The following is a 26,821-nucleotide window of genomic DNA, read 5'->3' as shown; positions in this document are numbered from 1 at the left end:
GAGCCGGCAATGCAAGCCACCTATTCCTGCATACGACGTACGACGGGCAAACGTCGCCCGTCAGGAGACTGCCATGAAATACCCTGCCAAGTTCCTCATCCTCCTGTTGACGGGCACAGTGCTGGCCGCCTGCGGCGGCAACGCCGGCGCCACCGATGCGCCACCTGCCCAGTCCGCAGCGTCATCCGCCCAGCAATCCGGCGGCATGGGCAACGCCCAATCTGCCGGCAGCATTGTCGAGGTTGCGCAGCAGCGCGGCTTCAATGCATTACTTGCAGCGGCCACCAAGGCCAACCTGGGCGCCGCGCTGAGTGATGCCAACCGCCGCCTGACGGTATTTGCGCCGACCGACGCCGCGTTCAACCGGTTGGCGGCCGGGCTGGGATTTGCCGATGCGAACGCGATGGTCAATGCCTTGCCCGCGTCCACCTTGCAAAGCGTGCTCCTTTATCACGTACTGCCTGCCGCAAAGAACGCAGCCATCCTGAGCACCAACGGCCCGATTCAGGAGACGCTGTATCGTCGCGCGGATTGTGCGGTCAGCCTGGCGCTCGACAGCAGCGACGGCATCAAGCTCACCGACGCTGCGCGCACGGTTGCCAACGTCGCCACCGCCGACGTCGCGGCGAGCAACGGCGTGATCCACGTAATCGACAAGGTGCTGGTGCCGCCCGGCGTGCTTACCGTCGTACAGATGGCCCAGGTGAACCCAAACCTCACCGCCCTCGCCAAGGCCGTTAGCACTGCCGGCCTGCAGAGTGTGCTGAACGGCACCGGCCCTTTCACCGTACTCGCCCCGACCGATGCAGCGTTTGCCAAGGCGCCGTCAGGTCTCGGCGCTACGCAGCTGGCTACCGTGCTGAAATACCATGCGCTCGACTCCGAACTGCGCGCGGCGGACCTCCCGTTCGGCGTGCCGGTCTCGACCCTGGCGCAGCAGAGCATCCAGTTCGGCAACGGCTCCGCCATTACCATCAAGGATGCGACCGGCACGACGGCAAACGTCACAGTGACCGACCTCGAAGCAAGCAACGGCGTCGTCCATGTCATCGACAAGGTTCTCATCCCGACGCTGTGAAGGCATAGTGCCCGGCGATGTTCGCAAGCCCGTAGCAGATCAACGGCTTGGGGCATCGCCGCTTTCCAGCGAAGCAGGCTTTGTTGGTGACGCTAGGCCGGATGGGCTGCGAGCGGCGGCTGCAGCGGTCCGCCCGGCAAGATCGCACCGGCAGCCACGACCTGCCATCCTCGAGTTCGCTTATTTGGGCTTGGACCAGCAGGCTCCAGACGCAGCCTTCTTGATACCCGGAACAATTCCCCGGCGACTGCCACGTGGTTGCAATGGAATGCCCTCGGGACGAAGGTAAGGACATTGAGGTAATTCAACCGCCCTGTAGATAATGCTCGCTACATCCCGCTATCCATGTTTCGCTGTAATCATGGAATGAGCACGGTGCTCACATTCCCACCACTCCAGAGGAATGAACATGAACGAGATGATTCAGCGTCTGATCGAAAGAACGGGACTGCCGGAAGACAAGGCGGCGACTGCCGTGGAAACAGTGGTCGACTTCCTGAAGGAAAAGCTACCCGGGCCGGTTGGCTCTCAAATCGATAGCCTGATGAGCGGCGACGCGGGCATGGCTGGCAAGCTTGGCGGCATGGGATCCAGCCTTGGTGGCATGTTTGGGAAGAATGAATAGCCATCCTCTTCCCATTGCTTAACGCGTTAAGGGACAGGCTTATCTTTTCAGGCTGTCCCTGATTTCACGCAGAAGAACCACTTCTTCCGCAGGCGCCTTGGGAGCCGCGGGGCTTGATCTTCTGAGTCGGTTCACCGCCCTGACCATCAGGAAGACGATGAAGGCCAGGATGAGGAAGTTGAGTGCAACAGTGATGAAGTTGCCGTAGGCAAGCACCGCGCCGTCTTGCTTGGCCTCGGCCAGCGTGGAAGCAGATTGCCCGGCGAGCGGAATAAAGTAATTGCTGAAGTCCAGTCCGCCGAACACCTTGCTGATCACCGGCATGATGATGTCATTCACCAGGGAATCGACGATCTTGCCAAATGCGGCACCGATAATGACACCGACCGCAAGGTCCATGACATTCCCCTTCAGGGCGAACTCTTTAAACTCACTCAGCATGCCCATACCCTAATCCCCCACGGAAATTGTTCGGAAAAGATGAGGCCCTTCAACGCGTGCACTGCCAGATTAGTACAGAAGCATCCATGCGGGCCGGTTTTTTGAATGGTTTTCCGTATTCATCAAGAATCAAAACCGCCAAGGGAATAATCCCACTTTTCAAGGCGTTTGGAGTTCGATTCGATTTCCGGAGCGACTGCAGCCCAAAGGCATGCGAGCACGATTCGTCGTGATATCCGTCAGAGAACGCGGGTGTGTATGCCCATGGCGCTGACAGTCATCAGGCCAGGAGCGATGGCTGTGGCTGGATACATGGAGATGGGTTTCGGCGGATTCTTCTTCAAAGAATGGAATCCCAATGCGAATAAGGAAAAGAACGTATGCCGACCCGCACCGAACCCTCGCCTTGCCCGAAGCAGGCATTCAACGCATTATTGACGGGCGCGATCAGGCGACGTGGCTGAATGACGAGCCAAGCCTTAACTCCGCGGCTGCTTGAGCCTTCTGTACTTTCCGCCACCCCAGGCTCCATTCCCGAAATTACAACTGCCAAATTGGTGCACCGTTGCCGAGGAGACGCCAAACTCTACAAACAAGGTGCAGTCGTCATCCGGACTGATAAGCGCGCCGACGCAACCATCGCTTGACATCGACAATGGCCCTTTGATGGCGCCAATTGTACGAACACCGTCAGCCATCAACTGGCCCGAAGTGGAAAGACCCAGCTCGAATTCATCATTGTCTTTAGTTACCGTCAATTCATCGTCATGCTTACCCGGCCTCTGGTAGTCGCCTTCCGGACGACAGTCCGCAGCGGCACAAAATGCCGAATAGGTGAGTAGAAATATGGCTGCGAGTCGTCTCATGTTATGGGGCTTACGTTGGAGTTATGCGGCAAAATAACCGCGCAGAGTCTATCTTTCGCTTTGAACGAGTGGTTAGAACGCTAAACCTAGCTACCGTAAATAACTTGCTTGGCAAGCGTGAAGCAGCCTGCGCAAATGAGTTTGAAATCTGCTCTGCTCTTAAATGACTCACTCCATTCTTCGCCGTTCTGGAGAAGCCAATCTTCGCAAGCACCGCACCATGCAATCGGTGGCAGGCCTTCTTCTGCCTCTGACCAAAAGAAGCCTACTTTCTCTCCGCCGTCAATGGCCTTGGCAATGTGAATGCAGACGAAGGAAATTTCTGCTTCTCCATGCTCTGCACAATTCACCTTCCTAGAAGCTTGATTCATAGCTGCCTTATAACGTTCTTATGAACAACCAGTTGGCGGGCTTTATCTGATTTGATGGTTGAGCTGCGCACAATCATGTTGGAGCTGCTGGAGGCGAATCTCGCTCTATGCCACAGAGCACTTTCTGACTGTGTCTAACGTTCTTGTTGTGATCTCTTTGCCGAATGTTTTCTCAAGCAAGGCCATGAAAGCCGGCCCCCTCTCATTTGGTACATAGCTCGAGAAAACTTCGGTGCGCTCAAGCCTCAAAATTGAGGCTTGAGCTTGCTCGATTGGGAGAACAATTGCTTCTTCGTACGGTTTTCGCAGAAACGTGATGACCGGCTTCGAGTTTGCAGGGAAGTCAAATTCTCTGAAAGGCATCCGTTCGACGAGCCCCCTAAGAAAAACTGATGGCCGGACAATGGTCAAAAATACCCTACCAAGGTGCTTCGTCATCGCTTCCTGTGCTGCCTTTTCCAGAATGGGCACGATCTCCGGTTTGGCCGAGAACGCCACGTTCCCACTGGACAGCAGCGTCTTTACCCCGCTAAAGCCTGCGGCTTCGAAGCACAGCTTGAGTTCCGGCATCTTGCAATTCATCGGGCTGACGCCTCGGAGAAAAGCTACATAACGTTCCATGTGGGCTCCAAATGCCTGCTAACGCCAAGCTGAAGACGGCCGCGAGGCGGCATCCCTGTTAAGCGATAAGTTAACTCGCATTATTGCGCAACCAATGCCCATAACCGATAAATACCGAAGCATACAAAGCCCAGTCCAAACAAGGGCGCCACGAAGTACATGGGATGCAGTTTGATATGTAAAGAACTGTGTTGAGGGTCATTTTTGTAAACAAAGACATCGATAGGATGTCCGGGCATATAGCATTTCAATAATTCATTGGCCTCATGATATCCAGTATATCGGTCACCGATAAAATGGCAGCCACGTCGTATGACAGCGCGGTAGACATAGTCATAGTCCACTCTACCTTTGAACCGTTTTGGCCCGTCCATATCCTGAGTTTGCTCGACGACCGCATTACAAATGCGCCCGCTGATTTTCTCCCAATTTTGTGGGGACATCCTTCGCAACAAATCGCGTCCAAAGACGGTGAAAAAGACTGACCCTAGCAGGATCGCAATCATGAGAAAGAATGACTGTATCGCTTCCATATCAGATACACCACCTAATCACTTTAGAGGCTTGGGCCTGATCTCTTTTAATCTAAAGGCTTGTAGCCTCGCTATTCACATCTAGCTTTAACGCCGAGCCAAACGGGACCGCGACGCGCCATCCGTGTCGAGCCACAAGCTATTTCCTTTGCTCAATAAGAACCTCATTAAATTGAATGACGGCTTCAGCATCGGTGTAGTTTGGCATATCGCCTTGTAGCTCTGAAGCGTGAGGCATGAAAGCCTCTAAAAATGCCTCGACGGTTGTGAACTGGAAGTGACACATGGCGATATACGCTGGCGCTAAATCAGGCGCTGCCCCACCGGCGCCACGCTCAACAGAGACGCTCCTAAAACCAGGATGTGCGCTCAGTAGCTGAATAGACCGCGGCATATGGACCTCGGTGTAGTACTTGAAGTCGAACCTGACACCACTTTGATTAGGATACAGAATACTAACTTTGATCATAAAGGTCTCTGTTACATAACGATTGGATCGGGTGGACACAACACCGGAATCAAGCCGCGCCGCGAAGCAAACTCGGCTTGGATGATTTGTTAGGCTGCACTGTCTGCGCGATTTCTGTGCTGCCCTCAGGACTGCGGGTCGAACCCGAAGACGCGCAGCTCCTGGGGGCAGCGACAAGCTTTAGCGATGCGCGCGGCCCACGCGACGACCTCGTCGCGCGAGGGCAACTCTAGGACGGTGAAGCCGCCGTCTAGCGGAGGTGCCCACGGATAGCCACCCTCGGCGACCACGCCATCTGCCGCGACGAGCATGGGCGGTACGTTTTCGTCGATTCCGCCTCTGAAGACGTAGACGCCGGCAGCTTTCGCCTCGTCAATCACGGCGTGCGCGTCGCGGCTCACCGCCTCCCACTCGCCGTCCGTTACGGCCATCGCCGCGCTAAGGAAGGAGATCAGATACTTGGCCATGGTGCTCTACCTTTCATCAAGCGAATTTCCGTTGGCACCTATTCTCAGCGCTGTGACAGCTGCGATGTGTCTTCTGTGCTACCTAAGGTTTGAGATGACCGGCCGCGAAGCAGCCGATGTCGATTGCCAAGTTAGGCTGGTGCATATTTCGCCCGCCATCTTTCAAAGGCCAGCTCCGCTTGCTCCGGCGGTACCGTTACCCACTTTTTCCACTCTCTGGAAAAACCACATGGATAACCAAATAGGTTCGCAAAAGTATTGCACGCAGCAATAATCATGTCTTCCGTTACTGGAGTAGTCGCCGACAATTTATTTGCGAGTTCTCTTACAGTCGCGCGCTCTAGTCCAAAGAGGGTTTGGAACTCCCATTCAGGAAAAAATGGTCCGTCTGCTGCCGCCTTCATGTACTGCGAAACGGTTTCGATGTCTTTTGTCTCATCCATCCGAAGCCTAGCGCTAAGCTGACCGGCGCGTAGCGTCCGGGTCGAGCGATGTGTTAAACGGGAACATAAAAAGCATAGACATTAGCTGAAACCTCGGTGCATGCAAAAGTAATGGTTTTTCCATCTTCAGAAATCTGATATACCGGCATTTCGTGCATCTGGTTCACATAGCTTGGGTGGGCCAGCGATACCGCGGGCTGGTCGGCTCGCGTCCAACCGCTGTTCCAGACGTCGATGCCGTCTACGAAAAGCGACTCACCTTCAACTACTACACCAACTGGTTTCCAGCTGCCCATGCATTTATCCGTTTAACTTGTTATAGATCGCAAAATGCCAATTTAACATGGCGTCTTGTCGTATAACATCCCTTGTCCGTTTTCTGCCAGCCGGCTTGCAGACTCGGCTTTCGCCGCCCCTGCTGTACATATGCACAGTCTTAACGCAAACGAAAAACCAAGCAAGCCGGTTTTGAGGTCCGCGCGGCTGCTGGACCAGGTGCGCGAGCGGTTGCGCTACCTGCATTACAGCTTGCGTACTGAAAAGAGTTATGTGTGCCGGATCCGGTGGTACATCCGCTGGCAGGATTTGCGGCATCCGAAAGAGGCGGGAGGGAAAGAAGTCGAAGCCTTTCTTTTCGTGCTGGCCAATGGCCGGCAGACGTCGCCCTCGACCTATCGCCAGGCGCTCAGCGCGTTATTATTCCTGTACAAGGTAGTGCTGGATCTGGAATTGCCGTGGCTACAGGAAATTGGCCGCCCGGTGCCGACCAAACACATCCCGGTGGTGCTCACCGTCGACGAGGTACGGCAAATTCTGTCGCTAATGGACGGGGTCACCGGCTTCCTTGCGCGCCTGCTCTACGGCATCGGTTTGCGGCTGCGCGAAGCATTGTCGCTGCGCGTGAAGGATCTCGATTTTGACCGGAAGCTGATCATTGTTCGCGAAGGCAAGGGAGGAAAGGACTGCGTCCTCATGCTGCCCGATGGTTTTCGCTGTTCGCTCCAGGAACAGCTACGGTGTTCGCGGGCGCTATGGCAAGCCGATCGGCAGGCAGGCTACCCCGGCGTGTACTTGCCGCATGCGCTGGCAGCGCAATATCCACCTGGAGGTCAGAATTAGGCGTGACATGGGCTTTTCCGTCACCGGAGGGATGCCGCCGACGACGCCGCCACGCTGCTCCAGCCCCCAGCAAACCATCCTTCTTCTTAGGAAAATAATTTTCCCGGCAGTAAAATCGAGGCTGCGATCGGCTACGGACTCTCCTGCAGCATTTCCCTTTTCGCAAGACTGCCTCTGATGACCCAACGTCGCAGGCGAACTTCTCTTGCGGCGTCGATCTTTCCAGCGTTCACGTAGTCCAAACAGGGCCGGATCGATGGGGAGCCATCATCGTTCGAAGAAATTTTTCATCATCCGCATCCTTCACTGCACTTTCTTCGAATCCAGCCGCGCGGATTGGCGTTGCCGTCGCAGGCATGCGCGACGTGCTGCTGCCTGGCACAAGCGGGAGTACCGCCGCGTGCGATGCCATGAAATGCATCGCGTCATCCAGGAGAAATCATGCAAACAGTCACGATGGTGCTGGTCCTGCTGCTGGCCGTGGTGGTCAGCGGCTTCCTTGCGCGCCTGTCGCCGGTCAAGCTGCCCTTGCCGCTGGTGCAGATCGCCGCCGGCGCCGCCCTGTCCTATGCGTTTGGCTTCAACGTGCCACTCGATCCGGAAATCTTTTTCCTGCTCTTCATCCCGCCGCTGCTCTTCCTCGACGGCTGGCGCATTCCGAAAGGCGCCTTTTTCCGCGACCTGCGTCCCATCCTCACGCTGGCCATCGGCCTCGTGATCTTCACCGTGGTGGGCATGGGCGTGTTCATCGACTGGCTGATTCCCGCCATGCCGCTGGCGGTCGCGTTCGCGCTTGCAGCCATCCTCTCCCCCACCGACCCGGTGGCGGTGTCGGCCATCGCTTCGCGCGCGCCCATCCCCTCGCGCCTGATGCATATCCTGGAAGGCGAATCGCTGTTGAATGATGCTTCCGGCCTGGTGTGCTTCCGCTTTGCGGTGGCGGCGGCGCTGACCGGCGGCTTTTCGCTGACCTCCGCCTCCTGGAGTTTCGTGCAGGTGGCCGGCGGCGGACTGCTCGTCGGCATCGCGGTTGCCCTGGTCATCGGACTGGCGAACCAGCAACTGGTCCGGTTCGCCGGCGAAGATCCCGGCATCCAGATCCTGATCAGCCTGCTGATTCCGTTTTCCGCCTACCTGGCTGCCGAGCACCTGCATGTCTCCGGCATCCTGGCCTCCGCGGTCGCCGGCATCACCATGCATTACGCCGACCTGATCGGACGCCCGCTGGCGACCACGCGTATCCAGCGCCATGTGGTGTGGGACATGCTCCAGATGGTGTTGAACGGAGCGATTTTCGTGCTGCTGGGCGAACAGTTGCCGGGCATCCTGGCCGCCGCTGCGAAGACTGCGCAAAGCGCGTCCATCGACGACACGTGGAACCTGTTCGTGTATGTCATCCTGATCACGCTGGCCCTGGCGGCCTTGCGCTTCCTCTGGGTGTGGGCGTCGCTGCGGCTGACCCTTTTCCGCGCGCCGCGCAGCGTGGACACAGGCCGCAGGCCGTTCAAGCGCATGCTTCTGGTCACCGCCTTCGCCGGGGTAAAAGGCGCAATCACGCTGGCAGGCATCCTGACCCTGCCGCTCACCATGTCCGACGGCACGCCCTTCCCGGCGCGCGACCTCGCGATTTTCCTGGCAATGGGCGTGATCCTGCTGTCGCTGCTGATAGCAAGCGTGGCCTTGCCCCTGCTGACGAGCGGCCTGGAATTCGCGCCGCAAGCCCCGCAGGGCAAGAAGGAAGGGCATGCACGCAGCGCCGCCGCGGAGGCGGCCATCCGCCGCGTCGAGCAAGTGCGCACGGCAGCCCTGCGCACGAACAAGGAAGATCCATGGATGCCGGAGGCCGCGTCGCGCGTCATCGACCTGTACCGGAAACGCCTCGATTACGGCCATGCGGTCCAGGAAGAGTCGGAACGGGCCACGGCAATTGCGGATGCGGAGCGGCGGCTCAGAATCGAGGCGCTGCGCGCCGAACGCGATGAACTCTACCGGTTGCGCATCTCGGGGCTGATCGACGATCCGCTGCACCAGCGGCTGCTGCGGGAAATCGACCTGATCGAAGCCGCGCTCACCCGGAAATAGAAGGGCTGCCTGGCCAGGCTGTCGCTAGGTGCTGGCGACCGTCTGGCGCAAGCCTTTCGCCCATTGCTGCAGTGAATGCGGCTTGCGCCCGAGGACTTCTTCCACCCCGCCAGCCAGGCTCTCCGAATGGCCATGCTTGACCATGGCATGCAGTTCCATGAAACCGTCCACCAGCCATAGCGGCATGGAGGCGTTTTCCATCGCCTCGCGCACGGTGGCTTCCGGCACGTCGACGTACGTGTAGCTGTGGCCGAGTTCGGTGCCGAGAATCTTCAGGGCTTCCTCCGTCGACAAGGCCTGCGGCCCGGTCAGCTCGAACACCCGGCCTTCGTAGCCGCTGCCGGCAAGTACCTTCGCCGCCACTTGGCCCACGTCCACCGCATCCACCCACGCGGCCTTGCCGCTTCCGTGCGGCAGGTACACCTGGCTGTCCCGCTCCGGATCGGCGCCGTAGTAATTGATGAAGTTTTGCATGAAGAAAGTCGGGCGCAGCATGGTCCAGGCGATGCCGCTGGCTTTGAGTTCCCGCTCCGCCGCATGATGCTGGCGCGCGAGGATGATGCCCGGGTCGGCATCGGTGCCCATGACCGACAGCCGCACGATATGCTTCACGCCCGCGCGCCGGGCTGCCGCCACTGCCTGCAGGACATAGCCGACCTGGCGTTCGATGTTCGGCGTCAGCAGGAACAGCTTGTCCACGCCCTGCATGGCCGGCAGATAGGTGTCGAGATCATCCCAGTCGAATTTCACCGACTCGATGCCTTCCGCGATTTTTTTCGGGGAGCGCGTCGCCACCTTGAAGCGCTGTCCGCTTGCCTTGAGCGCATCCAGCGTCGCCCGGCCTATCGTGCCGCTGGCGCCTGTCAGGAGGATCATGATGCACCTCTCTTTCATGAAGAAGAAAGACCGCCTTACGCCGCCTGCGCTTGTACCCGATCAGCGATTGACCGCGCCCATCATCGCTTCCGGATAGCGCAGACCCGCCGCCGCATCTTTCGGGAAGACCGCGTCGAGCGCTGCCAGTTGCTGCGGGTCCACCCGCAAGTCGACGGCGGCCACATTCTGTTCCAGGTAGGTACGCCGCTTGGTTCCGGGAATCGGCACGATATCGTCGCCGCGCGACAGCACCCATGCCAGCGCCAGCTGCCCCGGCGTGCAGCCGAGCTGCGCGGCAAATTCCTTTACCTTGTCCACCAGTTGCAGGTTCTTGTGGAAATTCTCGCCCTGGAAGCGCGGACTGCGCGCGCGGTAATCGTCCGGCGCAAAATCTTCCGGCTTGCGGATGGCGCCGGTCAGGAAACCGCGCCCGAGCGGGCTGTAGGCGACGAAGCCGATGCCCAGCCGACGGCAGGTGTCGAGCACGTTATCTTCCGGGTCGCGCGTCCACAGGGAATATTCGCTTTGCAGCGCGGTAATCGGATGCTCCTTCATTGCCCGCTCCAGCGTCTGCGACGATGCTTCGGACAGCCCGATGTAGCGGATCTTGCCTGCCTTCACCAGGCCCGCCAGCGCGCCCACGGTGTCCTCGATCGGCGTGTCCGGATCGATCCGGTGCTGGTAGTACAGGTCGATGGTATCGATGCCGAGGCGCTTCAGGCTGCCGTCCACTGCCTGGCGCACATAGTCGGGGCGGCCGCAGACGCGGAAATCGTTCGGGTTTTCCGGCGTGCGCATGATGCCGAACTTGGTAGCAATGAACAGCCGGTCGCGCACGCCCTTGATGGCCCGGCCAAGCAATGCCTCATTGGTGTGCGGACCATACATGTCGGCGGTATCGAACAGCGTGATGCCGAGCTCGATGGCGCGATGGATGGTGGCGATCGATTCCTGGTCGTCGCGGTGCGAATAGAAATCGCTCATCCCCATGCAACCCAGACCGATGGCCGACACTTCCGGGCCATTCTTGCCGAGGCGACGCATTTTCATGATGCCTCCTTTGTCGCAATCCCGAGGGCAGGATTGACGTTGATACGGGTGTCAAGCGTGGACAGGATGGGAGCGGCGAAGTTCTGGACAGTGCCGCAGGCAACAGGCGCGGGCATGGAACCAGCCGGCACGGCTCGTTTCAAACACCGATATGCATGAAGGCAAAGCGGGCCCGCGAGCGCCGCAATTGAATCCGGGCATGACGCCCGGCCCGCGAGAAAGGAATGGCAATCCATGGACACGCAAGCAATCGATCTGTTTACGCCGCTGATGATGGGCAAGCTGCACCTGAAGAACCGGATGGTGATGGCACCGCTGACGCGCAGCCGCGCCGAGCAGGGCAATGTGCCTTCCTCGATGGCGGCAACCTATTACAGCTCGCGCGCCAGCGCCGGGCTGATCATCACCGAAGCCACGCAGGCAAGTGCCGGCGGACAAGGTTACATCGCGACACCCGGCATCCATACCGATGCGCAAGTGGAAGGATGGAAAAAGGTGACGGATGCGGTGCATCGCGCCGGCGGCCTGATCTTCATGCAGCTATGGCACGTCGGCCGCATTTCCCATCCGGATTTCCTCAACGGCGCCTTGCCGGTCGCGCCCTCTGCGATCGCGCCGCGCGGCGTATCGACCTATACCGCCGACGGCCTGAAGCCGATACCGGCGCCGCGCGCACTGGAGACTGATGAGATACCGGACATCATCCAGGCATTCCGGCATGGCGCAGCGAACGCGAAGGCGGCCGGCTTCGACGGCGTAGAAGTTCATGGCGCCAACGGTTATCTGCTGGACCAGTTCCTCGAAGACGGCACCAACCAGCGCACCGACCAGTATGGCGGCAGCATCGAGAACCGGGCGCGGCTGCTGCTTGAAGTGGTGGATGCGGTGGCCGACGTCTGGGGCAGCGACCGCGTCGGCGTGCGCCTGTCGCCGGGCGGCACCTTCAATGACATGTGCGACTGCAATCCGCAGGAAACCTTCGGTTATGCGGTACGGCAGCTTGCAACGAGAAAGCTGGCCTATCTGCACCTGATCGAGCCGGCGCAGCCGCAGGGCGAGCATCCGATGCCTGACCTTTCGGCGCGCTTCTTCCGCCCGCTCTATCCCGGCATCCTGATCGTCGCCAGCGGCTACAACCGCGAGCGCGCGAACGCGGTGCTGAAAGCGGGACTGGCGGACCTGGTGGCATTCGGCCAGCTGTTCCTTGCCAATCCCGACCTGGTGGACCGGTTCAGGAAGAATGCGCCGCTCAACACGCCCGATCCGCAAACCTTTTATGGCGGCGGCGCGCAAGGGTACATCGACTATCCCACGCTGGATGCGGCATAAGCGGAACGGTCCTCTGCGATATCTGCGCGGCGATCACGCGATCACGATCAGTTCCCGGTTGAGCCGCACGAATTCGCGGCTCCAGAAGCGGGAAGAAAACTCGCGCGCCTTGACCAGCGCTCCCTCGCTCAGCGTTGTGAGGCGCTGCGGATCATCGATGAAGACTTGCATTGCCGCGCTGAGCCGGCTCACATCGCCCGGCGCGACCAGCAGGCCGCAACTGTCGTCGACGATTTCCGGAATGGCTCGCGCGCGCGCGGCAATGACCGGCAGGCCGGCGCGAAAGGCTTCAAGGATGATGCCGGGATAGGCTTCGCGCTCCTCATGCACCGGCAGCACCAGCACGTCGTAAGCCTGCATCGCTTGTGCCGCCTGGCTGGGCGCCAGGCTACCGCGATAGGCGATGTTCTTGCCGTGCAAAGCCTCCCGCATGCCCAGGTCCGGCGGCGCATACACATCGATCTGGACCTGGCCGTGCAAGTCATCCACTGCTTCCATCAGCATGCGCATGCCCCGGTCCATGGCGGCATGGCTGACATACAGGAAGCGCAGCGCCGAGCCGGCCTGATGCCGCAGCGGCCGGGACGACTCCTCAAATGGCCGGTTATTCGGATACCACCGCACCTGGCGGCGCGAGATTTTCGCGAAATGCGCTACCGATGCCTTGGTTTCGAACAGGGTGACATCGGCGCGCAGCACCGTGCGCCGGAATACCATCCGCCTCGCCCTGGACGCCTGTTGGTACCAGAGATCGAATTCGGCGCCGAAGCCGCGGAAGATCCAGCTCTTGCGGAAGATCCTGCATGCCATCCAGACCAGCGGCCCGAGCAGAAGGGCTTCGTTCACCGACGCGTGCAGCGATATCACATCCGCCTTCCGCACGGCACGCAACAGCATGCCCAGCATGCGCGGGGCATGGAACTTTCCCGACCAGTGCCCGATGCCCCTGCGGGCAGTATCGATCACTGCGGTGCGCATCTCCGGCACGCCCGACAAGTCATCCACCAGTTGCTTGAACAATGCCGTGGTTTCATGCCAGGGCGGAGGCAGCGCGCCGATCAGCAGCGAGCGCATCGGTTCGGCACCGGGCCGAATCCGCATGACGCTCTTCGGGCTGCCAGAGGGCGACACGTCCGCACATCCTTGCTCATCGACGATCTTGCACGCCGGGGCACTGTTCCTCATCAGAACGAGCACCTGCAGCAAAGCCGCTCAACGCCATCACGATGCCTGCCGGTCGTCGCGCCGCGTCCTCGCACTCTGTTTGCGCAAGGCGATGCGCGGCGAATGGGCGCATGACTGGCAGGCGTGGCATTCCGGCACGCAAAAATGCGGGCTTTTCCATAAGAGCGGATTGTTCGTATTCCTTGTTATCGTTATCACTCTAGCGGGGACCGTCCAAAAAAATAAGTTTGAATTTTCGATGGCTGGACAGCGAATAAGCGGCTTCCGATTGATTTGTTTGACCAGTGTCCGCCGAACATGCTTTCACCGGTCTTGCAGGAAATCCGCGCAGCTTGCACGCCGCCTCCGCCCCGCCGGACAAGGCGCCGGGATCAGGGCGCGCTCAGGTTCACTGCCGTATCGACCGGCGGATAACAGACGCCTGTTTTTTCATGGCATCCCTGGTAAGAAGCAGCGAGCGTGAAATTCTTCGCACCCGGGGCACGGTCGAGAAGGATTTCGGCTTGCACCGGTTGCCTGTAGGTCTCGACCTTGCCGAAAGAAAGATCGTTCTTGATTTCGCCCGGCGGCAGCTTGACTGCCTTGATGGCAATGCCGTTTCCATTCCTGATTGCAAAGCGGATCCTGTCCCTGTACAGGTAATAGCCTGGCGCGGGAATGAGATCGGCGACCAGCGTCGCCGGCCCCTTGAATTTCAGCTGCATCCTGAAGGCCTGCGCGGGTTCCAGCAATTCATCTTCCTTTGGGCTGGACAGCAGGTCACCGAGGCGCTTCTGCAAGCCCGGTACGCTGGATTGCTGCGCCAGGCTGTACGGGTGCAGGCCGAGCGAAAGGGTGATCAGGGCGAGTGCCGGCAATAATTTTTTCCTGGACATGAGCTCCCTCATTGATATGCATAATGCATGAAATGCATTGCATGAACGCAGATGTGACGATGTGGCGCATTCATGCAATCCGTTTTAACTTTGTTTTGTTCCCCGCAAGCGCAGCGCATTCGCAATCACCGAGACCGAGCTCAGGCTCATTGCCAGCGCCGCGATCATGGGCGACAGCAGTTTCCCGGTGAAGGGATAGAGCAGGCCGGCGGCAAGGGGAATGCCGAGTGCGTTGTAGACGAAGGCGAAACCGAGATTCTGGCGCATGTTGCGCACCGTATCCAGCGACAGCTGGCGGGCCCGGGCAATGGCGCGCAAGTCTCCCTTCACCAAAGTGAGATGCGCGCTGTGAATCGCCACATCGGTCCCGGTGCCCATGGCAATGCCGACATCGGCCTTCGCCAGCGCCGGTGCATCGTTGATGCCGTCGCCGGCCATCGCCACGATCCTGCCCTGCTTCTGCAGCCGTTCCACCAGCATCAGCTTGTCCTGCGGCTTGACCTCGCCATGCACCTCCGGCATGCCGAGCTTCTTCGCCACCGATTGCGCCGTCGTTACGCCGTCGCCGGTAGCCATCGCCACCTGGATGCCCGCATCCCTCAGGCTGGCAAGGGCTTCCGGCGTCGTTGATTTCACCGGATCGGATACCGCAATCAGGCCGGCCAGCGCGCCGTCTGCCGCCAGGTAGATGACGCTGGCGCCTTCGCTGCGCAGTTCTTCCGCCGGTTCCCGCAGGACGCGCCAGTCCACGTTTTCGCTGTCCATCAGCGCAGTATTCCCGAGCGCGATGCGACGCCCGGACACCATGCCGCGCACCCCGATGCCGCTGGAAGATTCGAAGGATTCCGGTTTGTCCAGGGCCAGGCCGCGCTGGCGCGCCTGGGCGACGATGGCCTGGGCGAGCGGATGTTCGCTGCCCTGGTCGATGCTTGCCGCGATCTGCAGCACGTCGTCTTCCCTGAAGCCCGGCGCGGCAACCACCCGGTCGAAGGCCGGCTTTCCTTCGGTGAGGGTGCCGGTCTTGTCGACGATCAGCGTGTCTACCTTGCGCATGCCTTCGATGGCGGCCGCATCGCGGAACAGGATGCCTTGCGTGGCTGCGCGGCCGGTCGCCGCCATGATCGACATCGGCGTCGCCAGTCCCAGTGCGCAGGGACAGGCAATGATCAGCACCGCGACCGCATTCACGAAGCCGAACACCCAGCTCGGCTCGGGGCCGAACACGCCCCATCCGAACAGGGTAAGGAGGGCGATGCCGACCACGATGGTGACGAAGTAGCCGGCGACCACGTCCGCCAGGCGCTGCATCGGCGCGCGGGAGCGCTGGGCCTGGGCGACCATTTGCACGATCTGCGCCAGCATGGTCTGGGACCCCACCTTTTCCGAACGCATCACCAGGCTGCCGCCGGTATTGAGGGTCGCGCCGATCACCTTGTCCTGCGGCCGCTTGGTGACGGGAATCGGTTCGCCGGTCAGCATGGATTCATCGACTGCGCTTTCGCCCTCCACCACCACGCCATCCACCGGCACCTTTTCGCCGGGACGAACCCGCAGCAGGTCGCCGATATGGACATGCGTGAGCGGGACATCCTCTTCCGCGCCGTCGTCACGGATCCGGCGCGCCGTCTTTGGCGCCAGGATCAGCAGCGACTTGATGGCCGCCGATGTCTGGGAGCGCGCCTTCAGCTCGAGGATTTGTCCGAGCAGCGTCAGGGAAATGATGACGGCGGCAGCCTCGTAGTAGACGCCGATCCGCCCATGCTCCATGAATGCCGCAGGAAACAGTCCGGGCGCAATCGTGGCAACCAGGCTGTAGCCATACGCGGCCCCTACCCCGGACCCGATCAGGGTCCACATGTTGGGACTGCGCCGCGCGATCGACTGGGCCCAGCGTTCAAGGAAGGGCCGGCCCGCCCACAATACGACCGGAGTGCTCAGCGCCAGCTCTATCCAGTTCTGGTAAGGCAGCCCTCCATGAAAAAAGCGGTGCGACGCCATGGCCAATGTCATCACGATGGCCGACAGCGGCAGCGTCCACCAGAACCGCCGGCGAAAATCCGTGAGCTCGGGATTGTCTTCCTCTTCCAGCGAGGGCAGCACCGGTTCGAGTGCCATCCCGCAGATCGGGCAATCGCCGGGAGCGGGTTGCCGGATCTGGGGATGCATCGGGCACGTATAGACGGTGCCCGTTGGGGCCTCCCGTGCGGGCTGCAGCGCTTTCGGCGCCACATAGGCCTGGGGATTGGCGCGAAACTTCTCCATGCAGGCAGCGCTGCAAAAGTAGTATTCGCCGCCTTCGTATTCGACTTTTTTCTGCGGGTCGGCAGCCACCTTCATGCCGAATACCGGGTCGACGAACGGCTTCCCGGCTTCCTGCACTGCTTCGGCTCCATGCGCGGAAGCGGCGTGGCCATGGTGATGCGCATGCTCATGCTGACCATGGTTGTTATTGTTCATGCGCCAGTCCTTGGCTTGCATTGGTTAAGGAGTCGCAAGTGTAGATCATCTGCCCGGCGCCTGAGATCCCATCTGCTGCCTCATCATGTCCATCTCCATCTGCATCATCTCCATGTGCCTTTGCATCATTTCCAGGGACATGGACCGCATGTGCTCGGCCATCAGGGCCCGCCGCTCTTCCGGCGTTCTCGCGCTCATCATCCTTTCGTGCATGGCTTCCATCCCGCACGCATCATCCCTGTTCATCCTCCCCATGTGCCCGCCTTGCGGCCCGCCCATGGGCATGGATCCCTGCGCAGCCATGTCGCCGGAATGGTGCCGGCCATGCGGCCCCTGCGAATAGCCTGCACAGCCGGTCAGGCTTGATGCAGCCAGCGCGATTGCGCCTAGGAATGAGGCGGGACGTGCCGGTTTCATGATGGGTCTCCTTGGATGAATTTAGAAAACGGCAAGAACCGGACTTGTCCGGCAATGTCCGGCAGGAAAATCCTATTGGGGATCGATGCTAGAAGATGACCTGCGGAAAATGAATGACCCAGATCAAAAATTGCCGGACAAGTTTGAAAAGGCGCGCCATCGATCTCGGCGAGACCGCGGCGCCCGCAATCAATGAGCGACCGTGCCGGCCGTCTGGCCCATGCCCTGCGCCTGGGCGCCGGAGGCCATGCGCCGGCATTCATCCGCGCAATTCCGGCAGGCCTGGGCACATTCCTGGCAATGCGTCATGGGATGCTTGGCACACTCTTCGGCGCAGGCGTCGCAGACTTCCGCGCATGCGTGGCACAGCAGATCGACGAATTCACTGCCGCGCGCCATGTAGGATGCCGCCATGCGGCACATCTGCGCGCAATCGATGTCAAGCGCGATGCAGTGCGCCATTGCCTTCGGGTCCGGCTCCTTCAGGCAGGAGGCGGCGCAGTAGTCGCAGGCGTCCGCGCAGTCGTTGCAGGCTTCGATACAGGATTCAAACTGTTGTTCTGCCATGGTGTTCTCCAAGATTCGCAAAAATTGAACATGGTCGATCGTCCTCCCTTGCGTATCCGGCGCCTGGCGGGCGCTTCTCGTCGTGTCTGGGATAAGAGCGGATTGCCCCTGATTTGTTCAAGGCGATCCGGCAGAAATCCCGGCCTTTCAGGCAGGACTGGCACGGCCCTGCCCGCTGCGCGCACTATTGCCTCACCTCGATGGTGGTGACGATCAGCTGGCTCCCCGCCTTGTCCGCAGTAAAGCCTATCCTGCCGCTCTGCTTCACTGCCCGGGCATCAATGATGTCAGTTGTAATGCCTGTAGACGGAATGGCGGCCGTCCGGCTGCACCAGCAGCACGTCATACGGATCCTTGCGCGGGCCGTCCATGCCCGGCGAGCCGAGCGGCATGTCGGGAACGGCCAGGCCCTTCGCCTTGGGTCGCTCGGCGAGCAGGCGCTTGATGTCGCTGGCCGGCACATGGCCTTCGATCGCATAGCCCTGCACCATCGCGGTATGGCAGGAACCGAGCGACTGCGGCATGCCATATTTCTTGCGGTAGTCTTCAGGGTTGGCGACGTCATGGGCCTTGACGGTAAAGCCGTTGTCCCGCAAATGCTTCACCCAGCCTTCGCAGCAGCCGCAAGTTGCGCTCTTGTAGACGTCGACCACTGGAGCAGCCTCAGCGGCGCCAAGATGCAAGCCGATGGCACCGGCAGCGACCGCCTGCAGAAAAATACGTCGTTTCATGATTCATCCTTTCCTGGTCTTGATGGCTCTATTCTGTCCTGGGCTTTGCCCGCTCTCCATGGGAGCGACAAGAGTGTTGAATGATAGCCGTCATGGCGGACGACTTGCACCCGTCGCGTTCAGCATTCGCCAGCTTGCAAGCAGCAGGCAAGGATCGTCCGCCCGCGGAACGGCTGCGTGCCGGTGCCTCGCCCTGCCATTCACAGGCCCTCCCTGTCGTCCCGTGCAGCTTCTGACCTGCGCTCGTTCAATGATGGTGACTGTGAACATGCCCTTCCACCGCGTCCCTACCATGGTCGGAAAGCTGGGCGTCGAACCATTCATGGATGGCGGCGGCGAGCTGCCGGTCTTTCGTCTTGTACTCGAGTTCCGCGCCGCCCTTCACGTCGCGATAGTCGATGGCGAGCTGGCCCGGTTTGGCGGCCCGGAGCCGAGACAGCCCCGGCATGCCCGCGCCGTGGATATGTGCGGGCCCCGAAAAGTCGCCCTGCAGGAATCTGGCTTGAATGTCGCGAAGATGGTCGCGTATGAGATTGACTTGCGTCGCATCGGTTCCGTTCTTCGCCACCACGCGCTGGATGCCGCCGGTAGCGGTCTTGGTGAAGACGTGCGTGGTTGACGCGAGGTCAAACGGCATGACCGCTGCCCCGCGCTCGGCCACGTCTGCATGACGTTGTGCGTCGGCATGGTGAGCATGCTGCGCAAATGCGGGCGATGCGGCCAGCAGCCCGATAGCAAAATATAGGCGTTTCATTGACTTCTCCTTGAAAATCGATCGCCATTATTGGCGCACCCTGCGCATTCCCATATGATTGCAATCATATGGAAAAAATATCGACTCCGAAGCCGGCGCCTCCATTGCCTCGCGACCAGGCCACCTTGCCTCGGCTTGCCGGTGTAGCGCCGCAGATGCGTACACTCCGGGCCGGGACTGCCTTGTTTCGGCAAGGCGATCAACCCTTCGCGGTGTTCCGGCTGATGTCGGGTCAGATGCGGCTTCTGCGCGTGACGCCAAACGGTGCTCAAGTGCCGATGCATACCGTCGGTCCGGGTGAGCTGTTCGCCGAGGCATCCCTGTTCTCCCCGCGCTACCACTGTAATGCCGTGGCGACGAAGGACAGTACCGTCCTGGTCTATCCGAAGGGCGAAATCGTCCGCCAGCTCAAGGCAGATCCGGAAGAAATGTGGAAGTTTGCCGCGGAACTGGCGCATCGCGTTCAAGGCCTCCGCACCCGATTGGAAGTCCGCCAGATTCGGTCTGCGCCGGAGCGCGTGCTGCAGGCCTTGTGCCTGCGCTGCGAGGCGTCCGGGCGCTGGAAGCAAGACGGCACCTTGAAGCAATTTGCCGAAGAACTCGGACTCACCCATGAAGCACTTTATCGGGCCCTGACCAGGCTTGAGCAGGACGGGCGCATTACAAGAAGGACCGGGGAAATCTGGCTCGAAGCAGACAAGCGCCCACGATGAAACGGCTACATGGCCTGATGCTTGTGCACCGCGCAGGCGACGGGGACGAGCGCGGCATGATCGTACTATTGCACTTGCTGCATTCAGCATGTGCTAGAAGGATGGCCGCATGACGCGAAGCACAGGCCTGCCGCCGACTTCTTTCAAGGGAAAAAAGACTTCGTGGGTTGCCGGGTCCACTGCCACGGTGTGCGCATTCGCGCCAACCTGCTGGTCCCCGAGCCTGATCACTCCCTGTCTGGTCACCCTGAACACCGACACCGTGCCTGCCTCGCCGGCCACATACAGGAGGCCGAGGTTCGTGTCGTAGGCCAGCACGTCCGGGGCCTTGCCGACGGCGAATTGCGCCACGACATGCTTGCTGCGCAGGTCCATCACCAGCAATCGGTCGTTTCCTTCGCAGGCGATAAACGCAAGGCGTAGCTCCGGCTCGATGAGCAGGCCATGGTTTCCCTCTGCACCCGGGACAGGAAGTCTCTGTATCACCGTATCGTTTTGTGGGTCGATTTCAGCCAGCTCGTTCGTCCCCTGCACATTCGCGAAGATGTGCTTCGAAACGGAATCGTACTGGGTGTTGCCAACCGTGCCTCCGAGCGGAATGGTGGCGATGCGCTTGTTGGTCTGCGTGTCGATGACGGTTTCACTCTTTCCTGTCTCATCAGAGACATAGAGCTTGTGGCCTTCCGGCGCATAGGCCAAACCATCCGGATACCTGCCGCCCGGAATGCGCGCGGTCACCTTTAATGTATTGGCATCCAGGGCAACCACCTCGTGTGTCCTGGTGGCGCTTGCATAGACCCGGCCAAGCTCCGGAACCGCCAGAACGCCATGCACCTGGCCAATGTTCTGGACCGACGCAAGGACCGCCTTCGTCTGCGTATCGATCGCGACGACACTGCTGTCGCCCAAATGCGCGATGTACAGGCGTCCCGCGTCCTTATCCAGGCTCATGTAGTCCCAGCGAGTTGGCCTTCCGGGCAACGGGTAGTCGGCCACGTGGCGCAGGATGGGGCTTGCCGGGCGGCCTGCTTCTGCCCGATCCTCGGCCATGCCGCCTGTCGCACTCAGCAATCCCAGGGCGAGCGCGGCAATACAGCGGCCAGCCCATTTCATCGCATCTCCGGTGGCCAATTGTGCGTCTCAGCCTGACACTGCCGGCACCATGCATACAGCGCGTCATACATGACCATCCCGTGCCGCAGCATTTCCTGGTCATCCGAACAGATGGCGGACAGACCAAGGGAAAGCGCAAACAGGCCCGACGACTGCGGCGTGAGGTCCAGCCGGGAAGTGTCGGCGCCCCGCACGATTTCGGCCAGCTGCTGCAGCGCCGGGTCAGACAGGTCGTATTTGTTCAGGAAGGCGTCGAAGCTGCAGAGGTCTCCGACATGGGACATCTCTACGCCTGGGATGTCGTAGGGGACGGCGCCGGCTTTTTCCGCAACGGCCAGCACCTCCTTCGCAGGGACATACAGGAACTCGGGTTCCTTGTCGATGAAGCGGGCGATGAGCCAGGGACAGGCAATGCGGTCGATTTTCGGGCGCTCTCGGGTAATCCATTTCATGACGACACCTCCAGGAAAGTGAACTCGATCGTTGCTTGTGCGGACTTGGCCTGTCCCGCGTCTAGCCGCGCCGCCAGTCATCCAGAAACATCAACCGGGCTTCTAAATGGGCTGTATGGTGGTATGTCAGTTGTGCATAAGCGGATACAAAATCAAGCCGGCAACTGCGGCCGCGATGATGACCACGGGTTCCTGGAGTTTTTTGAATCGCCAGAGCAAAGCCGCCACGACGATGGCGATGACAGCTGTCGGAATATCGACGATGGAACGCCGCGCCAGCACTATCACGGAGCCGGTAATGGCACCGATGGCCGCTGCAGTGATGCCGTCCACAAACGCAACCACCCCGGGCAACTTGCCGTATTTCTTGAAGTACGGTGCCGGGATGATGGTGAACAGGTAGCAGGGGATGAATGTGGCGAGCGCTGCGACGGTCGCCCCTGCCAGGCCGGCAATCAGGTAGCCGATGAATCCGACCGTGATCACCACTGGTCCGGGCGTAATCATGGCGACCGCCACGGCATCGACAAACTGCTTTTCATTGAGCCAGTGGTGCTCCTGCACCACTCCGCTATACAGGAACGGCACAATGGCCAGGCCGGAACCGAACACGAAGGCACCGGCCTTGCCGAAGAACAGCCCGATTTGCGTCAGCAGCGAGGCATCGGCTGTCCCGAACCACGCACCCGCGAACGGCATTTGAGCAAGCGCGGCGCCATGGACGCTGCTGCGTGTCAGCCATTTCGGCGGAGCGCGCAGCAACCAGACGACGACGCCGGACGCGATGAAAAGCCAGGCTACTTCCGACTCGGTCACCACCGTGACGACCAGCAGCAACAGGTAAATCGCCCAAAGCAGCTTGTCCTTGCCGATGCTTTTCTGTGTCAGCTTTTTCGCGCTGATCGCGATAATGCCGATCACGGCTGCACCGACGCCGTAAAACACCGCTTGCATCCAGGACAGGCCGCCGAACCGGGCATACGCCCAGCCGAGCGCCACTACCATGAGGAATGAGGGGAGGACGAAGGCGAGGCCGGCGAGCGTCCCGCCGAGAATACGGTAGTGGACGAAGCCGAGATAGATGCCGAGCTGGGCCGCCAGGGGGCCGGGCGCCATTTGCGCGAGAGCCAGACCTTCCTTGTAGTCGCTGTCGGTAATCCACTTCCTGTCTTCCACAAGGTCGCGATGCATGTAGCCCACCAGCGCGACCGGGCCGCCAAAACCCAGCGCACCGAGGCGCAGCATGTACAGCACCATCTGCCAGAGGGTGTACCGCGGAGCCTGGTGAACATCAGTCATGTTGTCGTCTCCTTGCTGTAATGGCGGTGAAGCGAATCGAGCACATGGCTGAACTCCCTGAGCAGGTCATCGTCGTCGCGCAGGCGTTCCCGCGCGCCAGACAGAATGGCTTCGAACCCGGTGGCTTCGGGATGAGCAGTCCCGCCGACATCGAGAAAATGTACGAGCGACGCGATTTGCGACAAGCCACGGTCGTTCTCCAGGCCGAAGCTTTCGAGCAGCACTTCGAACGTGACCTTGTCCCCGACATGGGTGAATGCCGCGTCGTCAAAGTCGAAGCCCAGCGCGTCCGGCGGGCAATGGGCCGGGCTGTCGAGCCAGAGAAACCTCGCCTCGCGGTCGATGAAACGCTTGATCAGCCATGCACTCGCCACCCGGTCGACCCAGAGGTGCCGCCGTGTCGCCCAGGTACGCCCCTGGTAGCGGGCCCGATCCAGGCGTGGAATGGGCCGCATCTCGGCATGCGGTTCATCCGGAGACAGAAACGTGTCGGCGATCTCCTGGAAATCAGCCCAGGCTGCCTGTGCGGCAAGCGATGCGTCGTTAGGAAAGAAATCGATGCGCTGAATGGCCTCAAGCTCCCTGCGAAGCCGCTTCACGGTCCTGGCGATCTCCGCACGTCCTTGCGCTGCCAAAGCCTTTCTGGCCTGGGCAAGGCGGGCGGCAAGTTCGGCATAGTCTTCTGCCCGGTTAAACAGGGCATGGAAGGCCGCCTCGTCGTCGGCAGACCTCGTACTGAGATTCATCAGCCACGCCTGGCCGCCTTCAGCATTGGTTTGACTGGCGAGTTCGGCGAGTGCCACGGCACGCTCGTTTCCTTCTGGAAGCAGATAGACGCCGTCGCGCAAGGTCGCGCATCCCAACGCTTTGATCCCGCGCCATAGCCGCATTCGCGCCGTGGTGCTGGCTGTAGGCAATGTCGCGACCAGCAGCAGCCATGTTGTTGTATTTACACTCATGTAGATAACTCTACTACACATAATGAAAACAACAAGGGAAATGCTGAAAATGAAAAGAAACAGCGGAGCGCCCCTGCAAGGTCCAAGGAATTGCTCCCATGCCCTGCCGCGCCGCCTGCCGCATCGCGCCATGCCAGGCAGGCTTTTTATGTTTTATGGGCACTAATTTGAACCCTGATGGAACCGGTACAGCTGGGTGCGCGGGAAACTGAGCCGGCACATCGATGCCAATCACCCCGTTCGTTATTGCTATGCTCGCACCCGCGGCATGGCATCCTGAAGTTTTGGCCGCGGGTCACTCTGCATGCTTGATTACCTCATCAACCTCATCAGCCGTATCGGGTACTTCGGGTATCTGATCATCTTTGCCGGCGCTGCGCTCGAGTCGGCGGCCTTCCTGGGCCTCCTGGTACCGGGAGAAAGCCTGGTATTGGTGACCGGCTTTCTCGCTTCACAGGGCGTCCTGGACCTGGACCTTGCCATCTGGGCGGTGGCAGTCGGCGCGGTGATCGGGGACAGCATCGGATATGAAATGGGGCGGCACTTTGGCCGGCCAGCCTTGCTCCGCTACGGCAGTCGTTTCGGCCTGAACCAAGCACGGATCGACAAGGCGGATGCCTTCTTCAAGCGCCATGGCGGCAAGTCGGTCCTTCTTGGCCGCTTTGTCGGCTTCGCGCGCGCGATCGTCCCTTTCCTCGCCGGCTCGACACGCATGAATTACCGGATCTTCCTGGCCTATAACGCGCTGGGCGGCGTACTGTGGTCGTCGGCCACCGTGTTGCTCGGCTACTTCCTGGGCGAGAGCTGGCGCTTCGCTCAACACTGGATCGGCGAGGCAAGTGCCATCGTTGGCGGCATCGCTCTCTTTGGCTTCTGCCTTGTCTGGCTTTACCGGGTGGCGACACGCAACGAACAGGAGTTGCGGCAGAGGTGGTATCGGCTCCTGACACAGCCCCGCGTGGTCCGGTATCGCCAGCGGTATGCGCCACAAATCGCATTTGTCCGGGCGCGCCTGTCACCGAGCGGCTACCTCGGCTTGCATCTGACCCTGGGTGCGCTGGTCCTGGTTGGCGCAAGCTGGCTCTTTGGCGGTATCGCCGAGGATATGCTGACCGGCGACCCGCTCACCATCGTGGATGTACAGGTGACGAACTGGTTTCACGAGCGGGCAACGCCGTCGGTAACCCAATTCATGCTGGCAGTCAGTCATCTCAACGGACCGGTCGCCATTCCCATATACCTTCTGGTTGCGACCTTGTACTTCATCTGGAAACGAAGCTGGTACTGGTTCACGTGCCTGCTGGTCACGGTTCCCAGTGGCGCACTGTTGAATGTGCTGATGAAGTATGCCTTTCAGCGCGCCCGCCCAAGCTTTGAACATCCGATCCTCACGCTCAACTCGTACAGTTTCCCCAGCGGCCATGCTTCGGGCAGCACTCTCTTTTTCGGCCTGCTGGCAGCGTACCTGGTATCGCAGACAAGCTCATGGCGGTGGCGGGTGGCGATTGTCCTGTCCACCTTTGCGCTGGTCGCACTCGTGTCGCTCAGTCGCATGTACCTGGGCGTGCATTATCTGAGCGACGTCCTCGCCGGCATGGCGGAGGCAGTCGCCTGGCTCGCGCTCTGTCTGGTCGGCGTACACACATACTGGAAGTACCGGGCCGCTACCAAGGCCCTTCAATCCCAATAACGGAATATCGGCAAAAGGCGGGAAGTCCATGGCAGAAGAACGATTTGCGACATTGCGGCAGATTCCCGCGTCGGTCTGGGTTCTCGGTTGCGTGAGCATGCTCATGGATATTTCCTCGGAAATGATCCACAGCCTGCTTCCCATGTTTCTCGTCTCCGGGCTGGGAGCAAGTGTCGCCACGGTGGGATTCATCGAGGGGCTGGCGGAGGCCACGGCGCTGATCGTGAAGGTCTTTTCCGGTGTCCTCAGCGACTACCTGGGCCAGCGGAAATGGCTTGCGGTCGCGGGCTATGCACTTGGCGCGCTGAGCAAGCCGTTCTTCGCGATCGCCACATCGGCGAATGTGGTCCTGACGGCACGGGTGTTCGACCGCATCGGGAAAGGCATCCGCGGCGCTCCCCGCGACGCCCTGGTCGCGGATATCACGCCTCCCGAATATCGAGGCGCGGCATTCGGCTTGCGCCAGTCGCTGGACACCGCGGGTGCGTTTCTTGGCCCCCTGGTCGGCGCAGGACTGATGCTTTTGTGGGCCAACGACTTTCGCCGCATCTTCTGGATTGCCGTCATTCCCGCGGGGCTGGCCGTGCTGTTGCTGGCGGCTGGCGTGAAGGAGCCGGAGCGCGGACCTGCGTCAAGGCGGGTCAATCCTATACAGTCCGATATCCTCGAGCAGCTCACTGCCGCCTATTGGTGGATTGTCGCAATCGGCGCCTTCTTCACTTTGGCCAGGTTCAGCGAAGCCTTTCTGGTACTGAGGGCCATGCAAGGCGGCATGCAGCAAGCCCTGATACCGCTCGTCATGGTGGCGATGAACATCGTGTATATGCTGTCTGCCTACCCGTTCGGGAAACTGGCCGACTCGATGAGCCACAAAATCCTGCTCCTTATCGGACTTGGCTTGCTGATCATGGCGGACATCGTGCTGGCGCAAAGCAGTCACTGGATTCCTGTGCTCCTTAGGGTCGGCCTGTGGGGGCTGCATATGGGGATGACGCAAGGGCTGCTTGCCGTAATGGTTGCGCAAACGGCGCCTGTCGCCTTGAGGGGCACTGCGTTCGGCTTCTTCAACCTGGCCAGCGGGATTGCGATGCTGCTCGCCAGTACGATCGCCGGCGGACTCTGGGAACATTGGGGCGCATCGACCACCTTTTATGCCGGAGCGGTCTTCAGCGCCGTTGCAGCCGTTCTGATAGTCGGCAGAAGCGCCGGGTAAGGGCAGTTGCTCAAGACACGTACTTC

General features: G+C 60.4%; 30 protein-coding genes. 8 read left to right on the top strand and 22 right to left on the bottom strand.

The features are described 5' to 3' along the window. The first annotated feature begins 73 nt into the window (after positions 1-73). Both HGHM_RS16830 and HGHM_RS16825 read left to right on the top strand, forming a co-directional pair. Positions 74-1,078, top strand: a complete 1,005-nt coding sequence (locus HGHM_RS16830; protein WP_019142729.1) for a fasciclin domain-containing protein — start codon at positions 74-76, stop codon at positions 1,076-1,078. Between the two features lie 409 nt (positions 1,079-1,487). After that, positions 1,488-1,703: a hypothetical protein gene (locus HGHM_RS16825; protein WP_019142728.1), complete on the top strand. Its 216-nt coding sequence runs from the start codon at positions 1,488-1,490 to the stop codon at positions 1,701-1,703. Positions 1,704-1,742: 39 nt separating this feature from the next. Here the strand turns inward: HGHM_RS16825 and mscL are convergent, their stop codons facing one another. From mscL to HGHM_RS23260, 9 genes are all read right to left on the bottom strand, one after another. Then, on the bottom strand, positions 1,743-2,150 hold the full coding sequence (mscL, locus tag HGHM_RS16820; protein WP_019142727.1) for a large conductance mechanosensitive channel protein MscL: 408 nt from the start codon (positions 2,148-2,150) through the stop codon (positions 1,743-1,745). Positions 2,151-2,623: 473 nt separating this feature from the next. Beyond that, positions 2,624-3,010, bottom strand: coding sequence for a hypothetical protein (locus tag HGHM_RS16815; RefSeq protein WP_019142726.1), 387 nt, complete (start codon positions 3,008-3,010; stop codon positions 2,624-2,626). An 86-nt stretch (positions 3,011-3,096) separates the two neighbouring features. Beyond that, complete coding sequence (locus HGHM_RS16810) at positions 3,097-3,381, bottom strand: hypothetical protein (protein ID WP_019142725.1); 285 nt, start codon at positions 3,379-3,381, stop codon at positions 3,097-3,099. 105 nt (positions 3,382-3,486) lie between these two features. After that, positions 3,487-4,002, bottom strand: coding sequence for a DUF1697 domain-containing protein (locus HGHM_RS16805; protein ID WP_075111755.1), 516 nt, complete (start codon positions 4,000-4,002; stop codon positions 3,487-3,489). An 80-nt stretch (positions 4,003-4,082) separates the two neighbouring features. Further along, positions 4,083-4,535, bottom strand: coding sequence for a DUF3592 domain-containing protein (locus HGHM_RS16800; protein ID WP_081583598.1), 453 nt, complete (start codon positions 4,533-4,535; stop codon positions 4,083-4,085). A gap of 139 nt (positions 4,536-4,674) precedes the next feature. Further along, on the bottom strand, positions 4,675-5,004 hold the full coding sequence (locus HGHM_RS16795) for an EthD family reductase (protein ID WP_019142722.1): 330 nt from the start codon (positions 5,002-5,004) through the stop codon (positions 4,675-4,677). A 125-nt stretch (positions 5,005-5,129) separates the two neighbouring features. Beyond that, positions 5,130-5,471, bottom strand: coding sequence for a YciI family protein (locus HGHM_RS16790; protein WP_019142721.1), 342 nt, complete (start codon positions 5,469-5,471; stop codon positions 5,130-5,132). Positions 5,472-5,602: 131 nt separating this feature from the next. Further along, positions 5,603-5,914 carry a hypothetical protein gene (locus tag HGHM_RS23265; RefSeq protein ID WP_148415726.1) on the bottom strand — a complete coding sequence of 104 codons (312 nt, stop codon included), beginning with the start codon at positions 5,912-5,914 and terminating at the stop codon, positions 5,603-5,605. Between the two features lie 53 nt (positions 5,915-5,967). Then, complete coding sequence (locus HGHM_RS23260) at positions 5,968-6,210, bottom strand: hypothetical protein (protein ID WP_148415724.1); 243 nt, start codon at positions 6,208-6,210, stop codon at positions 5,968-5,970. A 55-nt stretch (positions 6,211-6,265) separates the two neighbouring features. Between HGHM_RS23260 and HGHM_RS16785 the strand changes: the two genes are divergently transcribed. Then, positions 6,266-7,033, top strand: a complete 768-nt coding sequence (locus HGHM_RS16785) for a phage integrase N-terminal SAM-like domain-containing protein (RefSeq protein ID WP_245549289.1) — start codon at positions 6,266-6,268, stop codon at positions 7,031-7,033. A gap of 441 nt (positions 7,034-7,474) precedes the next feature. Next, entirely contained in the window at positions 7,475-9,115 is a 1,641-nt protein-coding gene (locus HGHM_RS16780) for a Na+/H+ antiporter (protein WP_019142719.1), read from the top strand. Positions 9,116-9,139: 24 nt separating this feature from the next. On the opposite strand, the gene HGHM_RS21700 is transcribed toward HGHM_RS16780, so the two are convergent. Together HGHM_RS21700 and HGHM_RS16770 are read right to left on the bottom strand one after the other, a co-directional pair. Beyond that, positions 9,140-9,991, bottom strand: coding sequence for an SDR family oxidoreductase (locus tag HGHM_RS21700; protein WP_019142718.1), 852 nt, complete (start codon positions 9,989-9,991; stop codon positions 9,140-9,142). Positions 9,992-10,051: 60 nt separating this feature from the next. Then, positions 10,052-11,041, bottom strand: coding sequence for an aldo/keto reductase (locus HGHM_RS16770; RefSeq protein WP_019142717.1), 990 nt, complete (start codon positions 11,039-11,041; stop codon positions 10,052-10,054). A 234-nt stretch (positions 11,042-11,275) separates the two neighbouring features. On the opposite strand from HGHM_RS16770, the gene HGHM_RS16760 reads away from it, so the two are divergent. Beyond that, entirely contained in the window at positions 11,276-12,370 is a 1,095-nt protein-coding gene (locus HGHM_RS16760; protein WP_019142715.1) for an alkene reductase, read from the top strand. A 33-nt stretch (positions 12,371-12,403) separates the two neighbouring features. On the opposite strand, the gene HGHM_RS16755 is transcribed toward HGHM_RS16760, so the two are convergent. The 7 genes from HGHM_RS16755 to HGHM_RS16715 form a co-directional block, all read right to left on the bottom strand. After that, entirely contained in the window at positions 12,404-13,471 is a 1,068-nt protein-coding gene (locus HGHM_RS16755) for a glycosyltransferase (RefSeq protein ID WP_161603790.1), read from the bottom strand. 455 nt (positions 13,472-13,926) lie between these two features. After that, positions 13,927-14,430, bottom strand: a complete 504-nt coding sequence (locus HGHM_RS16750; protein ID WP_081583632.1) for a protein-disulfide reductase DsbD N-terminal domain-containing protein — start codon at positions 14,428-14,430, stop codon at positions 13,927-13,929. Positions 14,431-14,514: 84 nt separating this feature from the next. Then, a complete protein-coding gene (locus HGHM_RS16745) occupies positions 14,515-16,887 on the bottom strand; it encodes a heavy metal translocating P-type ATPase (protein WP_034349303.1) in 2,373 nt (790 codons plus the stop codon). A 45-nt stretch (positions 16,888-16,932) separates the two neighbouring features. Continuing rightward, positions 16,933-17,304 carry a hypothetical protein gene (locus HGHM_RS23510; protein WP_019142711.1) on the bottom strand — a complete coding sequence of 124 codons (372 nt, stop codon included), beginning with the start codon at positions 17,302-17,304 and terminating at the stop codon, positions 16,933-16,935. Positions 17,305-17,493: 189 nt separating this feature from the next. After that, complete coding sequence (locus HGHM_RS16730) at positions 17,494-17,871, bottom strand: four-helix bundle copper-binding protein (RefSeq protein ID WP_019142709.1); 378 nt, start codon at positions 17,869-17,871, stop codon at positions 17,494-17,496. Positions 17,872-18,158: 287 nt separating this feature from the next. After that, a complete protein-coding gene (locus tag HGHM_RS16720; protein WP_019142708.1) occupies positions 18,159-18,602 on the bottom strand; it encodes a DUF411 domain-containing protein in 444 nt (147 codons plus the stop codon). A 247-nt stretch (positions 18,603-18,849) separates the two neighbouring features. After that, positions 18,850-19,356 (bottom strand): hypothetical protein, encoded by a 507-nt coding sequence (locus HGHM_RS16715; RefSeq protein WP_019142707.1) that lies wholly within the window; start codon positions 19,354-19,356, stop codon positions 18,850-18,852. Positions 19,357-19,511: 155 nt separating this feature from the next. On the opposite strand from HGHM_RS16715, the gene HGHM_RS16710 reads away from it, so the two are divergent. After that, positions 19,512-20,069: a Crp/Fnr family transcriptional regulator gene (locus HGHM_RS16710; RefSeq protein ID WP_218918056.1), complete on the top strand. Its 558-nt coding sequence runs from the start codon at positions 19,512-19,514 to the stop codon at positions 20,067-20,069. A 93-nt stretch (positions 20,070-20,162) separates the two neighbouring features. Here the strand turns inward: HGHM_RS16710 and HGHM_RS16705 are convergent, their stop codons facing one another. The 4 genes from HGHM_RS16705 to HGHM_RS16690 all read right to left on the bottom strand — a co-directional run bounded on the left by HGHM_RS16705 (position 20,163) and on the right by HGHM_RS16690 (position 23,892). Beyond that, complete coding sequence (locus tag HGHM_RS16705; protein WP_019142705.1) at positions 20,163-21,182, bottom strand: YncE family protein; 1,020 nt, start codon at positions 21,180-21,182, stop codon at positions 20,163-20,165. Beyond that, the gene (locus HGHM_RS16700) at positions 21,179-21,634 is read right to left on the bottom strand and encodes a chromate resistance protein ChrB domain-containing protein (RefSeq protein WP_019142704.1); all 456 of its coding nucleotides are present in this window, start codon (positions 21,632-21,634) and stop codon (positions 21,179-21,181) included. The genes HGHM_RS16705 and HGHM_RS16700 overlap by 4 nt, the downstream gene beginning before the upstream one ends. Positions 21,635-21,760: 126 nt before the next feature. Next, the gene (locus tag HGHM_RS16695) at positions 21,761-22,933 is read right to left on the bottom strand and encodes a chromate transporter (protein WP_019142703.1); all 1,173 of its coding nucleotides are present in this window, start codon (positions 22,931-22,933) and stop codon (positions 21,761-21,763) included. Further along, positions 22,930-23,892: a chromate resistance protein ChrB domain-containing protein gene (locus HGHM_RS16690; protein ID WP_026076126.1), complete on the bottom strand. Its 963-nt coding sequence runs from the start codon at positions 23,890-23,892 to the stop codon at positions 22,930-22,932. The genes HGHM_RS16695 and HGHM_RS16690 overlap by 4 nt, the downstream gene beginning before the upstream one ends. Before the next feature lie 304 nt (positions 23,893-24,196). On the opposite strand from HGHM_RS16690, the gene HGHM_RS22725 reads away from it, so the two are divergent. Together HGHM_RS22725 and HGHM_RS16680 are read left to right on the top strand one after the other, a co-directional pair. Beyond that, complete coding sequence (locus tag HGHM_RS22725; protein ID WP_019142701.1) at positions 24,197-25,582, top strand: bifunctional DedA family/phosphatase PAP2 family protein; 1,386 nt, start codon at positions 24,197-24,199, stop codon at positions 25,580-25,582. A gap of 28 nt (positions 25,583-25,610) precedes the next feature. After that, positions 25,611-26,795, top strand: coding sequence for an MFS transporter (locus tag HGHM_RS16680; RefSeq protein WP_019142700.1), 1,185 nt, complete (start codon positions 25,611-25,613; stop codon positions 26,793-26,795). Positions 26,796-26,821 lie beyond the last annotated feature (26 nt).

The organism is Noviherbaspirillum massiliense JC206 (assembly GCF_000312045.1).
Taxonomy (GTDB): domain Bacteria; phylum Pseudomonadota; class Gammaproteobacteria; order Burkholderiales; family Burkholderiaceae_D; genus Noviherbaspirillum; species Noviherbaspirillum massiliense.
The sequence above is the reverse complement of the archived record's forward strand: the minus strand, read 5'-3'. Positions and strand labels throughout refer to the sequence as shown.